This is a genomic window from Gulosibacter sp. 10 (assembly GCF_900163695.1).
Classification (GTDB): Bacteria; Actinomycetota; Actinomycetes; order Actinomycetales; family Microbacteriaceae; genus Gulosibacter.
This window is the reverse complement of record NZ_FUIC01000030.1, coordinates 18,449-34,786: the sequence shown is the minus strand read 5'-3', so window position 1 is coordinate 34,786 and position 16,338 is coordinate 18,449. Positions and strand designations below refer to the sequence as shown.

The 16,338-nt window shown below is 71.9% G+C and carries 14 protein-coding genes; 10 read left to right on the top strand and 4 right to left on the bottom strand.

The window, feature by feature from the left end:
• Positions 1-62: 62 nt before the first annotated feature.
• From FM112_RS11535 to eno, 4 genes are all read right to left on the bottom strand, one after another.
• A complete protein-coding gene (locus FM112_RS11535) occupies positions 63-1,421 on the bottom strand; it encodes an NAD(P)/FAD-dependent oxidoreductase (RefSeq protein ID WP_087007676.1) in 1,359 nt (452 codons plus the stop codon).
• Between the two features lie 69 nt (positions 1,422-1,490).
• Positions 1,491-2,027, bottom strand: a complete 537-nt coding sequence (locus FM112_RS11530; protein ID WP_087007674.1) for a DUF501 domain-containing protein — start codon at positions 2,025-2,027, stop codon at positions 1,491-1,493.
• Positions 2,024-2,446: a septum formation initiator family protein gene (locus tag FM112_RS11525; RefSeq protein ID WP_087007672.1), complete on the bottom strand. Its 423-nt coding sequence runs from the start codon at positions 2,444-2,446 to the stop codon at positions 2,024-2,026. Before FM112_RS11525 ends, FM112_RS11530 begins: the two co-directional genes overlap by 4 nt.
• Before the next feature lie 19 nt (positions 2,447-2,465).
• Entirely contained in the window at positions 2,466-3,755 is a 1,290-nt protein-coding gene (gene eno / locus FM112_RS11520) for a phosphopyruvate hydratase (RefSeq protein ID WP_087007670.1), read from the bottom strand.
• Between the two features lie 322 nt (positions 3,756-4,077).
• On the opposite strand from eno, the gene FM112_RS11515 reads away from it, so the two are divergent.
• From FM112_RS11515 to FM112_RS11470, 10 genes are all read left to right on the top strand, one after another.
• Positions 4,078-5,148, top strand: coding sequence for an LLM class flavin-dependent oxidoreductase (locus FM112_RS11515; RefSeq protein ID WP_087007668.1), 1,071 nt, complete (start codon positions 4,078-4,080; stop codon positions 5,146-5,148).
• A gap of 50 nt (positions 5,149-5,198) precedes the next feature.
• Positions 5,199-6,356 carry an LLM class flavin-dependent oxidoreductase gene (locus tag FM112_RS11510; protein WP_087007666.1) on the top strand — a complete coding sequence of 386 codons (1,158 nt, stop codon included), beginning with the start codon at positions 5,199-5,201 and terminating at the stop codon, positions 6,354-6,356.
• The gene (locus FM112_RS11505) at positions 6,353-7,729 is read left to right on the top strand and encodes an NtaA/DmoA family FMN-dependent monooxygenase (protein ID WP_087007664.1); all 1,377 of its coding nucleotides are present in this window, start codon (positions 6,353-6,355) and stop codon (positions 7,727-7,729) included. The genes FM112_RS11510 and FM112_RS11505 overlap by 4 nt, the downstream gene beginning before the upstream one ends.
• 57 nt (positions 7,730-7,786) lie before the next feature.
• On the top strand, positions 7,787-9,412 hold the full coding sequence (locus FM112_RS11500) for an ABC transporter substrate-binding protein (RefSeq protein WP_176386803.1): 1,626 nt from the start codon (positions 7,787-7,789) through the stop codon (positions 9,410-9,412).
• A gap of 32 nt (positions 9,413-9,444) precedes the next feature.
• Positions 9,445-10,407, top strand: coding sequence for an ABC transporter permease (locus FM112_RS11495; RefSeq protein WP_087007660.1), 963 nt, complete (start codon positions 9,445-9,447; stop codon positions 10,405-10,407).
• Complete coding sequence (locus FM112_RS11490) at positions 10,404-11,345, top strand: ABC transporter permease (protein ID WP_087007658.1); 942 nt, start codon at positions 10,404-10,406, stop codon at positions 11,343-11,345. Before FM112_RS11495 ends, FM112_RS11490 begins: the two co-directional genes overlap by 4 nt.
• Positions 11,345-13,003, top strand: coding sequence for an ABC transporter ATP-binding protein (locus FM112_RS11485; RefSeq protein ID WP_087007656.1), 1,659 nt, complete (start codon positions 11,345-11,347; stop codon positions 13,001-13,003). Before FM112_RS11490 ends, FM112_RS11485 begins: the two co-directional genes overlap by 1 nt.
• Complete coding sequence (locus FM112_RS11480; protein WP_087007654.1) at positions 13,000-14,190, top strand: LLM class flavin-dependent oxidoreductase; 1,191 nt, start codon at positions 13,000-13,002, stop codon at positions 14,188-14,190. The genes FM112_RS11485 and FM112_RS11480 overlap by 4 nt, the downstream gene beginning before the upstream one ends.
• 63 nt (positions 14,191-14,253) lie before the next feature.
• The gene (locus FM112_RS11475) at positions 14,254-14,871 is read left to right on the top strand and encodes a TetR/AcrR family transcriptional regulator (RefSeq protein WP_087007652.1); all 618 of its coding nucleotides are present in this window, start codon (positions 14,254-14,256) and stop codon (positions 14,869-14,871) included.
• 225 nt (positions 14,872-15,096) lie between these two features.
• Positions 15,097-16,320, top strand: a complete 1,224-nt coding sequence (locus FM112_RS11470; protein ID WP_087007650.1) for an NAD(P)/FAD-dependent oxidoreductase — start codon at positions 15,097-15,099, stop codon at positions 16,318-16,320.
• Positions 16,321-16,338: the final 18 nt, after the last annotated feature.

Genomic DNA, 16,338 nt, shown 5'->3' with positions numbered 1-16,338 from the left:
AGCGAAAACGCGCCGCTGCCGCATCCGAACAGGATACGGCAGCGGCGCGCTGCTGCTCGCTGCTACTTCTTGGCGGCTGCGGGCTTCTTGTCGCCCGCCGCGGACTTCGGGCGAGCGGCGTAGCGCTCGAAGAAGGCCTTCGGCTTGTCGCCGTCCTGCAGCGACACGAAGTCGCGGCCGAGCACGATCTGGCCGAGCCAGTCGCCGAACACGCGGATCTTGCGCTCGTAGGTGGGGATCGCGACGCCGTGGTAGCCGCGGTGCATCGCCCAGGCAGGGAAGCCGGTGATGCCCGTCTTGCCCGACTGGAACGCGCCGACGCCGACGCCGAGGCCCGCGACCGCGCCGATGTTCTCGTGGTAGTAGTCGGTGGGCGCGTCGCCGCGGAGCGTCGCGACGATGTTGTCGGCGAGCACCGCCGCCTGGCGCACCGCGTGCTGGGCGTTCGGCACGCAGAAGCCCGCGACGCCGCCGCCCGAGAGGTCGGGCACCGCCGCCACGTCGCCGGCCGACCAGGCGTCCTTGACCACGCCGTCGTCGCCCTCCACGCGGAGGTCGGCGCGCACGCGGATGTTGCCGCGCTCGTTGACGGGCAGGTCGGTGAAGCCCTTCGCGAGCGGGTTCGCCATCTGGCCGGCGGTCCACACGAGCACGTCGGTGGGGAACTTGTCGCCGTTCGAGGTCTCGATGACGCCGTCCACGGCCGAGCTGCACTGGGTGTTGAGGTGCACCGTGGCACCGCGCTCGGCGAGGTTCTTGATCACCCAGAGGGCGGTCTCCTCGGAGACCTCGGGCATGATCCGGCCCATGGCCTCGATGAGGTGGAACTGCACGTCGTCGAACTGCAGCGAGGGGTAGTCCGCGAGCAGCGCGGTGGCGAGCGAGCGCATCTCGGCGAACGCCTCGATGCCCGCGAAGCCGCCGCCGACGACCACGAAGGTGAGGAGCCGGCTGCGCTCGGGGCCGGGGGCCATAGTCGACGCGCGGTTGAAGTTGTCGATGATCTTGTTGCGGACCCAGACGGCCTCTTCGATGCGCTTCACGCCGATCGCGTTGTCCGCGACGCCCGGGATCGGGAAGGTGCGGCTCACGGCGCCGGCCGTCACGACCACGATGTCGTAGCCGAGGGTGTACTCGTCGGCGTCCTCGGGCTTGATCGTGGCGGTCTTCGACGCGTGGTCGATCTTCGCGACCTCCGCGGTGATGACGCGCGTGCGCTTGAGGTGACGACGGTGCGAGACCACGGCGTGGCGCGCCTCGATCGAGCCCCCGATGACCTCCGGCAGGAAGGGCTGGTAGGTCATGTACGGCAGCGGGTCAACGAGCGTGACCTGCGCCTCTCCTGGGTTGAGCTGCTTCTCGAGATGCCGAGCGGCGGCGAAGCCTGCATAGCCACCGCCGACAATCAAAATCTTGGTCACGCGTCCACTCCTCACTGTGGTATTTCTCAGTACGAGATCGAATCAAGCTTAGTCGTCATCGGCGCGCAGTTAAGCCCCGGCGCCGTTTTGTACGGACAATTTCTCGCCGGGCTCGGTGCACTGGCACACGTCGGGGCTCCATGCGGATTCCCGGAGCGCCCAATCGCCGATGGGGTTGACGCCTTCGCCCGCCGCGAGGGCGTGGCCGGCGAGGGCATGCAAGCACTTTACCCTCGTCGGCATTCCCCCGGCCGTGACATGCGCGATCTCCTCGACATGCTCGACCGATTCGCGCGCCGCGAGATACTGCTCGTGGGCCCGCAGGTATCCCGCCCGCAGCCGCTCGTCCTCCCGCAGCGCCTCCTGCATGTCCACCATGAGGTGCGCGCCCTCGAGCCGCGACATCTCCGCCGTGGCCTCGGGATGCGTCAGGTAGAAGAGCGTCGGGAAGGGCGTGCCGTCCTCGAGCCTGGGCGCGGTCACGACCACGACGGGGTTGCCGCATGCGCAGCGGGCGCCGACGCCGATCACGCCGCGTGCGGGCCGGCCGAGCTGCGCCGTGACCACCGCGATATCGCGTTCGCTTGCGGGCGGGAATTCGGTCACGGGGTCTCCTCGGGGGCGTCGGCGGTGGCTGCGCGGATGAGCGAGTCCAGGTAGAGCTCGCCCGGATCCGTCCTGGTCTCGTGGACGTCGACGGACACGTCGACGGGTTCCGGCGGCGCCGCGGGGGCGTCGCCGTGGACGACGTAGGTCGTGTCGCCCGGTTCGACGAACAGGAGCCGCCCGCGGGCCTGGGCCTTGATGTACGCCGGATCCTGCCAGCGGTCCTGCTCCTGCTGGAGCGCTTCGAGCTCCTCGGTGGTGGTGGCGATGTCCTCCTCGAGCGTCGCGATGTGCTGCCGCTGCTCGATGAGCTGCTGCACGGTCGGGCTCAGCATCGCCACCGCGGCGACGAGCGCGGCGAGGATGAGCAGCGACCCTCCCGTGGGCCGGTGCTCGAATCCTCGCCGCCTTCTCGCCATCGCGCGTCGCGTCCCGGCGCTACGCCTGCTGGGCGCGGTAGCGCGGGAACGCGTCGGCGCCCGCGTACACGGCCTGCTCGCCGAGCTCCTCCTCGATGCGGAGGAGCTCGTTGTACTTGGCCACGCGGTCGGTGCGCGCCGGTGCGCCGGTCTTGATCTGGCCGCAGTTGGTGGCCACGGCGAGGTGCGAGATCGTGGTGTCCTCGGTCTCGCCCGAGCGGTGCGACAGGATCGCGGAGTAGCCGTTGCGGTGCGCGAGGTTCACCGCGTCGAGCGTCTCGCTGAGCGTGCCGATCTGGTTCACCTTGACGAGGATCGAGTTGGCGGCGCCGGTCTCGATGCCGCGCTGGAGGCGCTCGGGGTTCGTGACGAAGAGGTCGTCGCCCACGAGCTGCACCTTGCCGCCGATGCGCTCGGTGAGCTCGGTGTAGGACTCCCAGTCCTCCTCGGCGAGCGGGTCCTCGATCGTCACGATCGGGTAGTCCGCGATGAGCTCCTCGTAGAACGACACCATCTCGCTCGCGCTGAGGTCCTTGCCCTCGAACTTGTAGACGCCGTCGTGGAAGAACTCGGTGGAGGCGACGTCGAGGCCGAGCACGATCTCGCTGCCGAGGGTGAAGCGGGTCTGGCCAACGGCCTCGGTGATGAGGTCGAGCGCGGCGCGGGTCGAGGGCACGTCGGGGGCGAAGCCGCCCTCGTCGCCGAGGCCCGTCGCGAGCCCCTTCTCCTTGATGGTCTTCTTGAGCTGGTGGTACACCTCGGCGCCCCACTGCAGCGCCTCGCGGAAGCTCGACGCGCCGATCGGCAGGATCATGAACTCCTGCACGTCCACGCCGGTGTCGGCGTGCGCGCCGCCGTTGATGATGTTCATCATCGGCACGGGCAGCACGTGCGCGTTCGCCCCGCCCACGTAGCGGAAGAGCGAGAGCTCGGTCGACTCGGCCGCGGCCTTCGCCGCGGCGAGGCTCACGCCGAGGATCGCGTTCGCGCCGAGGCGCTCCTTGTTCGGCGTGCCGTCGAGCTCGATGAGCTCCGAGTCGAGCGCGCGCTGGTCGGTGGCGTCGAAGAACTCGACGGCCGGGTTGATCTCGTCGGCGACGCCCTGCACGGCCTTCTCGACGCCCTTGCCGAGATAGCGGTCGGGCTCGCCGTCGCGGAGCTCGTAGGCCTCGAACGCGCCGGTGGATGCGCCCGAGGGCACCGCGGCGCGGCCCATCGCGCCGTTGTCGAGCGTGACCTCGACCTCCACGGTGGGGTTGCCTCGGGAGTCGAGGATCTCTCTTGCATAGACGTCGACGATGAACGACACGGGTGTACCTCCGATGGGATGGGTGACGGTGCCTGTCGAGTCTAGCGAGCGCCGGATGCGCCGGGGTTCAGCGAAGCTCCGAGTCCCCGCCCCGTCCGCCGCATTCCCGTGCGCGTCACGCCCCGTCATCCGCGCATCGTCCCGCGACGCCCGGTTACCGCGCATGTCGGGATCTTCCGCGGGTTGAAGCCGTGTGACGGACGGAGTCGGACCGTGACCGCGCGGGGTTTGCGGCGGCGCTGCCGCTCCGTAACGTCCTCGAGCACACGGCATCCCCGAGGGCGTCCCCGGACGCAGAACCATCCGACAGAACGGAGCTCCCATGGTCAAGGTCATCGGCCTCGACATCATCGACAACTCGCCATCCCCCGCGGACGGCGTCCAGCTCTCCGCCAAGGAGCGCTTCGACACGGTCCTCGCCAACGCGGAGCGCTTCGAGGCGCTCGGCTTCGACGGCTTCGCGGTCGGCGAGCGCCACCATCATCCCTTCATCTCGAGCTCCCCGCCCGTCCTGCTCTCGAACATCGCCGCCAGGACCTCGCGCATCAGGCTCTTCACCGGCGTCACGCTCCTGTCGGTGCTCGACCCGGTGCGGGTGGCCGAGGACTACGCGACGCTCGACCACCTCTCCGACGGCAGGCTCGAGCTCATCGTCGGCAAGGGCAACGGCCCGCAGCAGACCGAGCTCTTCGGCATCTCCCGCGACGACGCCTGGCGCACCGAGCACGAGAACTACCGCATCCTGCGGCAGCTCTGGTCGGACGAGCCCGCGAACTGGGAGCCCGAGCCCGGAGCCCCGACCACCCGGCCGGTGCCGCTGCGCGGCGCCCGGATCTCGCCGCAGCCGCTGCAGCCGAGGATCCGCACCTGGCACGGCTCCTCGACCTCGGCCGCGACCGTGGAGCTCGCCGCCGAATACGGCGATCCGATCTGGGTCGCGAACGTGCAGAAGTCGATCGAGGGCTATGAGCCGCTCGTCCGCCGCTACCGCGAGGCCTGGGCCGAGCTGGGCCGCGACCCGCGCGAGGCCCGCGTCGGCGCGGGCTTCAGCCTCTTCCTCACCGATCGCTCCCAGGAGGCGGTCGAGGCGTTCCGCCCCGTCTACGAGCGGCACTACGCGCCGAAGGTGGACACCTACAACGACTTCGCCCCCGACACGCTCTTCCACGACTACGACGACTACCTCGCCCGCAGCTCCGCCCTGATCGGCAGCCCGCAGCAGGCGGTGGAGAAGCTCGCCCGGTACGCGGAGGTCTACGGGCTCGACGCCATCAGCATCCCCGGGCACCGCGGCGCGCTCACCGAGGCCCAGTGGCTGCGCAGCCTCGAGCTCTTCCGCACCGAGGTGCTGCCCGAGATCGCGAGGCTCGCCACTGTCCCCTCGGCCCGGTGACCCGATCCGATACCGCTCCCCTATCCCATCCATCCCGCAGGAGTTCCGACATGCCCCGCACCCCGCTCTTCCTCGCACTCGAGATCGACGGCGATGGCGCGCACCCCGCCGCCTGGCGCGCCGCCGACCATCCGCCCGCCGACCTCCTCTCGCCCGACAGGACCGCCGAGCTCGTCCATCGGGCGGAGCGCGACGGCTTCCACGCCGTCACGATCGCCGATTCCGTGCTGCCTCCCGCCGCGAGCCCCGGGATCACCGCCCGCCTCGACGCGGTCCTGCGCGCCGCCTTCGCCGCGCCCATCACCTCGACCATCGGCCTCGTCCCCGTCGTGAACGCCCCCTGGAACGAGCCCTTCCACCTCTCCGCCCAGATCTCGAGCCTCGACCACGCCTCCCTCGGCCGCGGCGGCTGGCTCGTCGCCGCCGAAGCCGACGCCGAGTCGAGCGCCGTCTACGGCCGCGATGCCGTCCCGGACGCATTCGCCCGGCACGAGGAGACCGAGGACGTCGTCCGTGCCGCCTCCCTGCTCTGGGACTCGTGGGAGGACGGCGCCGCGATCCGCGACGCCGACAGCGGCCGCTACCTCGACGGCGCCAAGGTGCACCCGATCCGCTTCGAGGGCCGGTCCTTCACCGTGCGCGGCCCGGCCATCACCCCGCGGCCGCCGCAGGGCCGACCCCCGATCTTCGCCCGGCCGGACGAGGCGCCGCACGACCTCATCGACGTCGCGGTGATCGGCGCCCCCGACCGGGCCGCCCTCGAGCGCAGCGCGGCCGAGCTCCGCACCGGCGGCATCCCCCGCGTCATCGCCGAGATCGAGGTCGCCCTCGACGCGAGGGGGCGCAGCGCTCGGGACCGCGTGCGCGAGCTCGACGAGCTGGCCCGCGCCGACGGCCTGCCCGCCTGGGAGGCGGAAGGCGCGGCCCCGCGATCGGACCGCGCTCCCCTGCGCTTCCTCGGCCATCCGGAGGAACTCGCGAACCTGCTCGACTCCCTCCGCGGCGTCGTCGACGGCGTGCGCCTCTTCCCGGCCGTCGTCGACACGGACGCCGAGGAGCTCGGCCGAGCCGTGCTCCCCGCGCTGCGGTCCCGCGGCATCGCGGACGCGCCGGTCTTCGGCTCGACGCTCCGCGAGACCCTCCGCCTCCCCCGCCCCGAATCCCGATTCGCAACCGCTCACACGACCAGCAAGGCAGGTGCACGATGACCGCGACCACCACCGACCTCCCCCGTCCCGATGCCCGGGTCCACTTCGGCGTCTTCTACGCCGGCGTGGGCGAGGGCGTGGACTGGCAGTCCCCCGACGCGCTCGACCAGATCGAGTTCGAGGCGTTCCGCCGCACCATCCGCACCGCGGAGCGCGGCCTGTTCGACGCGTTCTTCTTCGGCGAGGGGCTCCGCCTGCGCGAGCACCTCGGCGAGGTGATCGAGCTCAACGTCGCCGGGCGCCCCGACTCCCAGACCCACCTCGCGGCGCTCGCGGCCATCACCTCGCGGATCGGCCTCGTCGCGACGCAGAACGCCACCTACCACGAGCCGTACGCGCTCGCCCGCCGCCTCGCCTCGCTCGACGTGCTCTCGCGCGGGCGCGCCGCGTGGAACATCGTCACCACCGTGAACTCCTGGACCGGCGAAAACTTCCGCCGCGGCGGCTACGTGGACGTGCCGCACCGCTACGCGCACGCCGAGGCGAACGTCGAGCTCGTCCGGGCGCTGTGGAACTCCTGGGCCGACATCGAGCCGAGCGGCGATCGGCGCGCGGCGCAGTGGGCCCCGCAGGTCTCGCCCGTGACCCCGGCGGGCGAGTTCGAGGGCGTGCGCGCCCGGCACACCGTGCCGTCGAGCCCGCAGGGGCACCCCGTGCTGTTCCAGGCCGGCGACTCCGCCGGCGGCCGGGACCTCGCCGTCCGCCAGGCCGATGTCATCTTCTCCAGGCATTCGGAGCTCGGCGCCGCGCTCGAGTTCGCCGCGGACATCCGCAGGCGGCTCGTCGCGCACGGCCGGCCCGAGGACGACGTGAAGATCCTCCCGGGCGGATCGATCGTGCTGGGCGACACCCCCGAGGAGGCGGAGGAGCGCTTCCGGCACGGCCAGGAGACGGCCTGGACCGACGGCCACGTCGTCCAGTTCGTCGAGCACACCTACGGGCAGGCGCTGCCCGGCCTCGACCCCGATGGGCCGCTGCCCGGGTTCGACCCCGAGGCCGAGGAGATCTCGGTGGAGCGGGGCACCGTCGGGCACTACCGGAGCCCCAAGGAGGTGGTGGACGGCTGGCGCTCGCTCAGCCGCGAGCGCGGCTTCTCCTCCGTGCGCGAGCTCGTCCGCCACCTCAACGATCACCGCTCCTTCGTCGGCACCCCGAGCGGCATCGCCGACCGGCTCGTGCACGCCGTGCGCAGCGGCGCGTTCGACGGCCTCAACCTCGGCCTCCGCCATGTGCCCGGCGGACTCGACGACATCGTCGACCGGCTCGTCCCCGAGCTCCAGGAGCGCGGCGCCTACCCCGCCGAGTACGAGGGCAACACCCTCCGCGAGCACCTCGGCCTGCGCGCCCCGCTGGGTCGCCGCGTCGCCGCCTGACACGCACCCACCCGGCATCCGTCCCATCCCATCCGCGACCCCGAAAGCAGACATCCCGTGAACCTCATCCCGCGCGCGCGACGCGCACGAACCTCGATCGCCGCTGCACTCGCCCTCGGCGCCCTGCTCCTCAGCGGCTGCAGCGCCGCCGAGGACTCCGCCCAGGCCACCGAGCCGCAGGAGGGCGGCGAACTCGTCATCGGCCTGCAGGGCTTCAACCACCTCGACCCCCAGCAGGGCGGCAACAACGACGACGTCGCCATCCAGCGCCAGCTCGTCGCCTCCCTCACCGTCTCCGACCCCGAGAACCCCGGCACCGTCCTGCCGTGGGTCGCGGAGTCGTGGGAGATCAGCGAGGACTCCTCGGAGTTCACGTTCACCCTCCGCGAGGACGCCGAATTCCATGACGGCACGCCCATCGACGCCCAGGCGGTGAAGGCGAACTTCGACGCCCTGCTCGAGCTCGGCGCCCAGGCGGCCGCCGCCTCCCAGCTGCTCGAGGGCGCCACCACCACCGTCGACTCCGAGCACGTCGTGACCGTCGCCTTCCCCGGACCCAACCTCCAGTTCCTCGAGGCGACGAGCACGACAACCCTCGGCCTCATCTCCGAGGAATCCACGAAGCTGCCGATCGAGGACCGGCGCAACGGCGAGTACGTCGGCTCCGGCCCCTTCGAGCTCGAGAGCTACACCCCCGAGCAGGAGGCGGTGCTCGTGAAGGTGCCCGAGTACAACCTCAACACCGAGGTCGACTCGAACCAGGGCCCCGCATATCTCGACCGGATCACCTTCACCCAGATCGAGGAGATCAGCGTCCGCTCGGGCAGCCTCACCTCCGGCGAGGTCCAGGCCGCGACCTTCCTCACGACCCCCGAGCTCGACTCCTTCGAGCAGACCCCCGGCTTCCACGTCATCGAGCGCACGAACCCCGGCACGGTGTTCTCGCTCACGCCGAAGCTCGACAAGGACACGCCGCTGCAGGAGCTCGCCGTGCGCGAGGCCTTCCAGAAGGCCATCGACCGCGAGGAGGTCTCGAAGATCACCTACGGCGACGAGGCCATCCCCGCGACGAGCCTGCTCGCGGAGACCACGCCGCTCTACACCGACCTGAGCGGCGCCCTCGAGCACGACCCGGAGGGGGCGAAGGAGATCCTCGAGGAGGCCGGCTGGGAGGTCGGCGCCGACGGCATCCGCGAGCGCGACGGCGAGCGCCTGAGCTTCGAGGTGATCTTCTGGCAGGCCTCCGACCCGCTCATCGCGGTGCAGGAGCAGCTCGCCGAGGTGGGCATCGAGTTGCAGGTCGTGCAGGTGAGCGTCTCGGAGGCGACGGCGCGCGAGGACCAGTCCGATCTGCAGTACGGCAACGTCTCCCGCAACGAGCCCGACCGCCTGCGCCAGGACTTGGCCGCCTTCCTGCCCGTGTGGGCGGAGGCGGGTCTCGACCCCGAGCAGAACCCCGACCTCCCCGAGATCGCCGAGGCGCTCGACGCGCAGGTCGGCCAGCAAGACCCGGAGGAGCGCCAGCAGACCCTCGCCGACGTGCAGACCACGATCATCGAGGACGGCTACCGCTTCCCCCTCTACACGCTGATCTCGCGCATCGCCGTGAGCGATGAGGTGCACGACCTCCAGCTCGACGGCACCTCGCGGCTCACCTTCCTCAACACCTGGGTCGAGTCCTGACCGGGCGCGGCCGAAGTCGAAAGCAGTCGATCATGGCGTTCACCATCCTCAAGCACGTGGGGCAGGCGGTCTTCGTCGTCTGGGCCGCCTACACCCTCACCTTCTTCATCCTCTACCTCCTGCCCGGAGACCCGGCGACCATCCTCGTGATGTCCGTGACGCAGGAGGATCAGACGCTGAACGAGTCGGAGATCGCGGCGCTGCGCGCCGAATGGGGGCTCGATCGGCCGCTGCACGAGCAGTACCTCTCGTCGCTGCAGCACGCGCTGCAGCTCGACTTCGGCCGTTCCTACGAGACCAACGAGGCTGCCGGCGAGCGCGTCCTCGCGCTGCTCCCGCAGACCGCGGCGCTCGCCGGCACCGCCCTCGTCATCGCGATCCTCGCCGCAGCGGCGCTCGCGATCGCGATCAACTTCGCCCCCTGGCCCTGGCTGCGCCGCGTCCTCGCGGCCGTGCCGCCGCTGGGCATCTCGCTGCCCGGCTTCTGGATCGGTCTGCTGCTGATCCAGCTGTTCTCCTTCCGGCTCGGACTGTTCCCGCCGATGGGCAGCAAGGGCGTCGAGAGCCTCGTGCTGCCGGCCATCACGATGGCGATCCCCCTCGCGGCGACCCTGGCGCAGCTGTTCTCCCGCAGCCTCGAGGCCACGCTCCGGGAGCCGTACATCGACGTCGTCCTCGCCCGTGGCGCGGGCGGAGCGCGCGTCCTCGGCCACGCGGCGCGGAACGCCCTGCTGCCGGTGCTCACGATGATCGGGCTGCTCTTCGGCCAGCTCTTCGCCGGCGCCGCCATCACCGAGACCGTGTTCAGCAGGGACGGCATGGGCAAGCTGACCGTTGACGCCGTGAGCCGCTTCGACGGCCCCGTGCTCCTCGCGATCGTCGTCGTGGTCTCCGGGCTCTTCGTCATCTCGAGCCTGCTCACCGACCTCGTCTACCCCCTGGTCGATCCGCGCACCAGGCACCAGCACGCCCTCAAGAACGGAGCGAAGGCATGACCACCACCGAGACCCGCCCCGCAGTGTCGGATGCCGGACCGTCCGCCGCGGCGGCGCCCCTCCTCGACGCGCCGCTCGCCGCCGGAACCCCGCAACGGCCCCCGGGCCGCCCCCGCGCCCGATTCGCCGCCTTCGCGCGGCGGCTGCGCACCGACCCCCTGCTCGTCCTCGCCATCGCGGTCTTCGCCGTGGTGCTGCTGTGGTCGTTCTGGCCCTCGCTCTTCACGGCCCACCACCCGACGAAGATCGACTCCGACTCGATGCTGCTGCCGCCCTCGGCCGAGCACCTGTTCGGCACCGACCAGGTCGGGCGGGACCAGTTCAGCCGCGTCGTGCACGGCACCGCCCTCTCGATGGCCGCAACCCTGGTCGCGGTGCTGGTGGGACTGACCATCGGCTCGCTCGTCGGCCTGCTGGCCGGCTATCTCCGCGGCTGGTTCGATCTGGTGACCATGCGCATCGTCGACGTGATCATCTCGCTGCCCTCGCTGCTGCTGTCGCTGATCATCGTCACGGCGATCGGCTTCGGCACGGTCAACGTCGCGATCGCGGTCGGGCTGGCCAGCAGCGCCAGCTTCGCGCGAATCATGCGGGCCGAGGTCATCAAGGTCGCGAGCTCCACGTACGTGCAGGCCAGCCGGCTGTACGGCGGCCGGCCGAGGCACGCGCTGTTCCGCCACATCCTGCCCAACTCGATCGCGCCGGTGCTCTCGCTCGCCGCGCTCGAGTTCGGCACCGCGATCCTCGCCGTCGCGGCCCTGAGCTTCCTCGGCTTCGGCGCCACCCCGCCCACGCCCGAGTGGGGCGCGCTCATCTCCGAGGGCCGCAACTACCTCGCGACGGCCTGGTGGCTCACCGTGATCCCCGGGCTCATCCTCGCCGTGGTCGTCGTGGCCGCCAACCACATCTCCCGCGCATTCCAGAAGGGTACGAACTGATGACCGATATCGCAGCGCCCCTGCTCGAGGTGGAGCACCTCGCCGTCGACTACCACGTCGCGGGGCGGCGCAACCACGCCCTCCGCGGCGTCTCCTTCCGCATCGACCGCGGCGAGCGCGTCGCGCTCGTCGGCGAATCCGGCTCGGGCAAGACCACGACGGCCCACGCCGTCATCAACCTGCTCCACGAGGCGGCCGAGGTGGTCGGCGGGCGCATCGAGTTCGACGGCGTCGACCTCCGCACCCGCTCCAAGCGCGAATGGCGGTCGATCCGCGGCGCCCGGATCGGCCTCGTGCCCCAGGACCCGAACGTGTCGCTCAACCCGGTGCGCCGGATCGGCGAGCAGATCGCCGAGGGCCTGCGGATCCACGGCCCGGTGGGGCGGAAGGAGGCGCAGGAGCGGGCGGTGGAGCTGCTCGAGCGCACCGGGATCCCCGACCCCGAGCAGCGCGCCGGGCAGTATCCCCACGAGCTCTCCGGCGGCCAGCTGCAGCGCGTGCTCATCGGCGCGGCCCTCGCGCCGGGCCCCGAGCTCCTCATCGCGGATGAGCCGACGAGCGCGCTCGACGTGACCGTCCAGAAGATCATCCTCGACCGGCTCGACGCGGAGGTGGCGCAGTCCGGCGCCTCGCTGCTGCTGGTCACCCACGACCTCTCGGTGGCGGCCGAGCGCGCCGACCGCATCCTCGTCTTCTCGCAGGGCGAGATCGTCGAATCGGGCACGCCGGAGCAGATCCTCGGGCACGCGCGGCATCCGTACACGCAGCGGCTCGTGAGGGCGGCGCCCGACTTCCGCGCCTCGCTCGAGGAACGGCCGCTGCGCGAGCTCGAACCGGCGAACGCCGACGCCGAGCCGCTGCTGCGCATCGACCGCGTGAGCAAGACCTATCGGCGGGGCCGCGGCCGCCGCGCCCGCGAGGTCGAGGCGCTCCGCGGGGTCTCCCTCGACGTCCGGCCCGGCGAGACGGTCGCCCTCGTCGGCGAATCGGGCTCGGGCAAGAGCACGCTCTCGCGCGTGGTGCTCGGCATCGCGGACGCCGACGAGGGCTCGGTGCGGTTCGCGGGCCGAGAGCTGTTCGCCCTCTCGGGCGGCGAGCACCGCGAGGTGCGCCAGTCGCTCACACTCGTCTACCAGAGCCCGTTCGCATCCCTCTCCCCCGGGCTCAGCGTCTCGCGCATCGTCACCGAGCCGCTCGTGAACTACGGGCTCGAGCCCCGCTCGCGCCTCGACGCCATCGCCGCCGAGCTGCTCGACCGGGTGCGGCTGCCGCGGACGTTCCTCGACCGGCTGCCCGCGGAGCTGTCCGGCGGACAGCGACAGCGGGTCGCCATCGCCCGGGCGCTCTCCCTGAACCCGGAGCTCATCGTGCTCGACGAGCCCGTCTCCGCCCTGGACGTGACGGTGCAGTCCCAGATCCTCGACCTGCTCGTCGAGACGCAGGAGCGCACCGGCGTGAGCTACCTGTTCATCACCCACGACCTCGCGGTGGTCCGCGAGATCGCCCACCGCGTCGTGGTGCTGAGCAAGGGGCGCGTCCAGGAGTCCGGGCCCGCCGAGCAGATCCTCTATTCTCCCCGCGCCGAGTACACCCGCCGCCTCATCGAGGCGGTGCCGGGCGCCGACCGGCACGAGACCGCCCGAGGAGGCCGTTCATGACCGCGCAGCACGACCCTTCGACCACGCCCCTCGGCGTGCTCGACGTCATCGCCATCTCGGAGGGGCAGACGCCGGGAGAGGCCATCGCGGACTCCCTCGCCGTCGCCCGGCACGCCGAGCAGGCCGGGTACGGCCGCTACTGGCTCACCGAGCACCACCTCAACGAGGGCATCGCCGGGTCCGCGATCACCACCCTCCTGCCGGTATTCGCCGAACGCACCCAGCGCATCCGCATCGGCACCGCGGCCACGCTGCTCGGGAACTACCACCTCGTCCAGGTCGCCGAGGCCTTCGGCGCGCTCTCGGCGCTCTACCCGGGGCGCATCGACCTCGGCCTAGGCCGGTCCGGCAGCATCCCGGCGGTCTCCCCGGAGTCGGCGGCGGCACCGCTCGTACCCGCGCCGGACGACCGCGCGAATCTCGACGCGCCGCAGGGGAACCGCATCGTCGACGGCCTGGTCGTCCCGCCCAAGCGGGACCTCTTCCAGGGGCTCCGCAAGCGCTTCGCCCTCTCGCAGCGGCTGTTCCGCCGCATCGCGGGCGACACCGCGGGGCTCGAGGAGGCCGTCGCCGAGCTCCGAGCGCTCTTCGCCGGCACCTCCGTGGACGAGGACGCGGGCCCCTACGTGGCTCCGCCCGCGAACGGCGCACGGCCGGAGCTCTGGGTGCACGGCTCGAGCGCGGGGATCAGCGCGCGGGTCGCGGGCCGCCTGGGGCTGCCCTTCGGCTCCAACTATCACGTCTCGCCCGCCACTACGCTCGAGGCCGTCGCCGAGTACCGGAGGCATTTCCGCCCCTCCGAGGGACTGCGGGAGCCCTACGTCATCGTCGCCGCCGACGCGCTCGCCGCCGACACCGAGTCGGAGGCGAGACGGCTCGCCGAGGGCTACGGCCACTGGGTCGCCTCGATCCGCGCGCCCGAGGGCCGCGGTGCGATCCCCTATCCCGACCCCGAGCGCGCGGCGGCGCAGCCGCTCTCGCCCGCGGAGCTCGAACGGGTGCGGGACCGGCTCGACACGCGCTTCACCGGAGCGCCGGAGCAGGTGGTCGAGGGGCTCTCGACGCTCAGGCGCGTCACCGGCGCGGACGAGCTGCTCGTCACCACGACCGCGCACGCGGTCGCCGATCGCGTCCGGAGCTTCGAACTCCTCGCGGAGGCGTGGTCGCGCACTCCCGCGGTCGGCTGACCGCCCGCGGCGCCGCCTCGGGCGTCCTGGCGCGGCAGGGCCGGTGCCGCGTACCATTCCCGCATGGCCTCTCCCGGACGTCCGCCCCTCGATCGCGCCGAGCTCGCGCCCATCCTCCAGGCGGTCATGGATCTCGTCTCCTCGAAGGGCTCGCGCCAGATCTCGTACAAGGACGTCGCGCAGGCGGCCGGGGTCTCGGTGGGCAAGCTGCAGCATCATTTCGGCACCCGCGACGACCTCATCCGGGAGGCGTTCGAGCATCGGCTGCTGCGCGTGACGAAGCGCATCCAGCGCATCCGCGAGCAGCCCGGCAGCGCGGCGCACCGGCTCTCCGCCGCGGTGGAGGAGGCCACGCTGCGCAACACCTGGCAGCGGTCGACGATCTGGATCGACCTGCTGGGCCGCTCGCTCGACTCGACGGCCTACCGCTCGCTCCGCGATCTCGTGGACGTCTCCTGGCGCCGCGCCTTCCGCCAGATCATCCGCGACGGCGTCGACAGCGGCGAGTTCGACGCGGACGTCGACGTCGAGGACGCCGTCGCGAGGATCGTGCTCACGGTGGACGGCATCATGGTGCAGATCTTCGTGCAGGGCCGCGAACGCGTCACCGAGGAGGCGCCGCGCCTGCGGGGGATGCTCGTCGCCACGGTCGAGTCCGCGCTCGGCGTCGCGCTCGACTAGCCCGCCGCGGCTCGCCCCGGACTCGCCTCGGCGCGACGGGGCTTTCCTCGTCCCAAATAACCAGTATGATGATATTGCAAATTGGAGGCGGCGCGGCCTCCACCGCAGCCGACGGCACCGCAGCCGCGAACGGCGGGCGTCACGCCGCCGCACCGACACGATCAGCACCCCTCGTCGGCGAGGCCGCGGGCCGTTCGCCACGGGGGCGGAGAAGGGCGAGAGAGCATGACAGACGTAGTGATCATCGGGGCCGGCTCGGCCGGGATGACGGCCGCCCACCGCCTGACGCAGGCCGGCGCGAACGTCACCGTCCTCGAGGCGCGGGCACGCGTGGGCGGCCGCACCTGGTCGGAGCCGCTCGAGAACGGCGAGATCGCCGAGCGCGGCGGCGAATACTTCGAATCCTCGATGACCGACGTGTTCGAGCTCGCCGAGGAGCTCGGGCTGACGATGACGACCCAGGGGTTCAACCCGACCGCACGGCCGACGACCGACCCCGACGGCCCGGGCCTCGAGGCGCTCGCCGCGGCCAGCCGTACCGTCGTCGAGCACTGGGCGGGCCTCGACCGGATCGGGCCCGACACGAGCATCCAGGATGTCCTCGACGGAGCCGGGCTCGACCCCGAGCTCGCCGCCGTGCTGCGCGGCCGGATGTCCTGCCACCGCTCCGCCCTCATCTCGAACATCTCCGCCTACTGGAGCGAGGGGCCGGAGTCCGCGGCCGTCGAGGAGGAGCACCACGTGCGCATCCGCGGCGGCAATCAGCAGCTCGCCGAGCGCATGGCCGATCGGGTGGGGCGCGAGCGCATCCTCCTGCGCCGGCCCGTGGGGCGCGTCGAGCCCGACGGCGCCGGCTACCTCGTGACGGGCATGACCGGCGAGACGATCCGCGCCGACGCGGTGATCGTCGCGGTGCCCGTCGGCGTGCTGAAGCAGTTCGAGATCGAGGGGCTCGATCCGCGCACCCGCGCGGCGATCCGCAAGATCGGCTTCGGCGACGCCGCGAAGCTGCACCTCGCGGTGCGGGGCGAATGCCCTCCCGGGATCCGGCAGGACGTGAGCCGCCCGTACTCGACGTGGGCGCCGGCTGCCGTGGGGCGGTCCGACGCCGCGTACGTCACCGGCTTCTCGGCCACGCACGAGACCCAGCGCAAGCTCGGCATCGCGGAGGGGCCGGAGCTCTTCCGCCGCCGGCTCCACGCCGACTGGCCCGAGCTCGACTTCACGGGCGGCTCGCTGTTCACCTACTGGGGCGCCGATCCGTGGACCCGCGGCGCCTACAGCTACCGCCCACTCGGCTGGAGCGCCGAGAACGACGAGTTCATCGCCGCCCCGAACGGCCGGATCCTCTTCGCCGGCGAGCACACCGCCGACATCCACCGGAGCCTCATCTGCGGCGCGATCCGCAGCGGCGAGCGCGCCGCGCGGGAAGCGCTCGAGCGCCTCTAGCCGAACCATGCCGCGAAC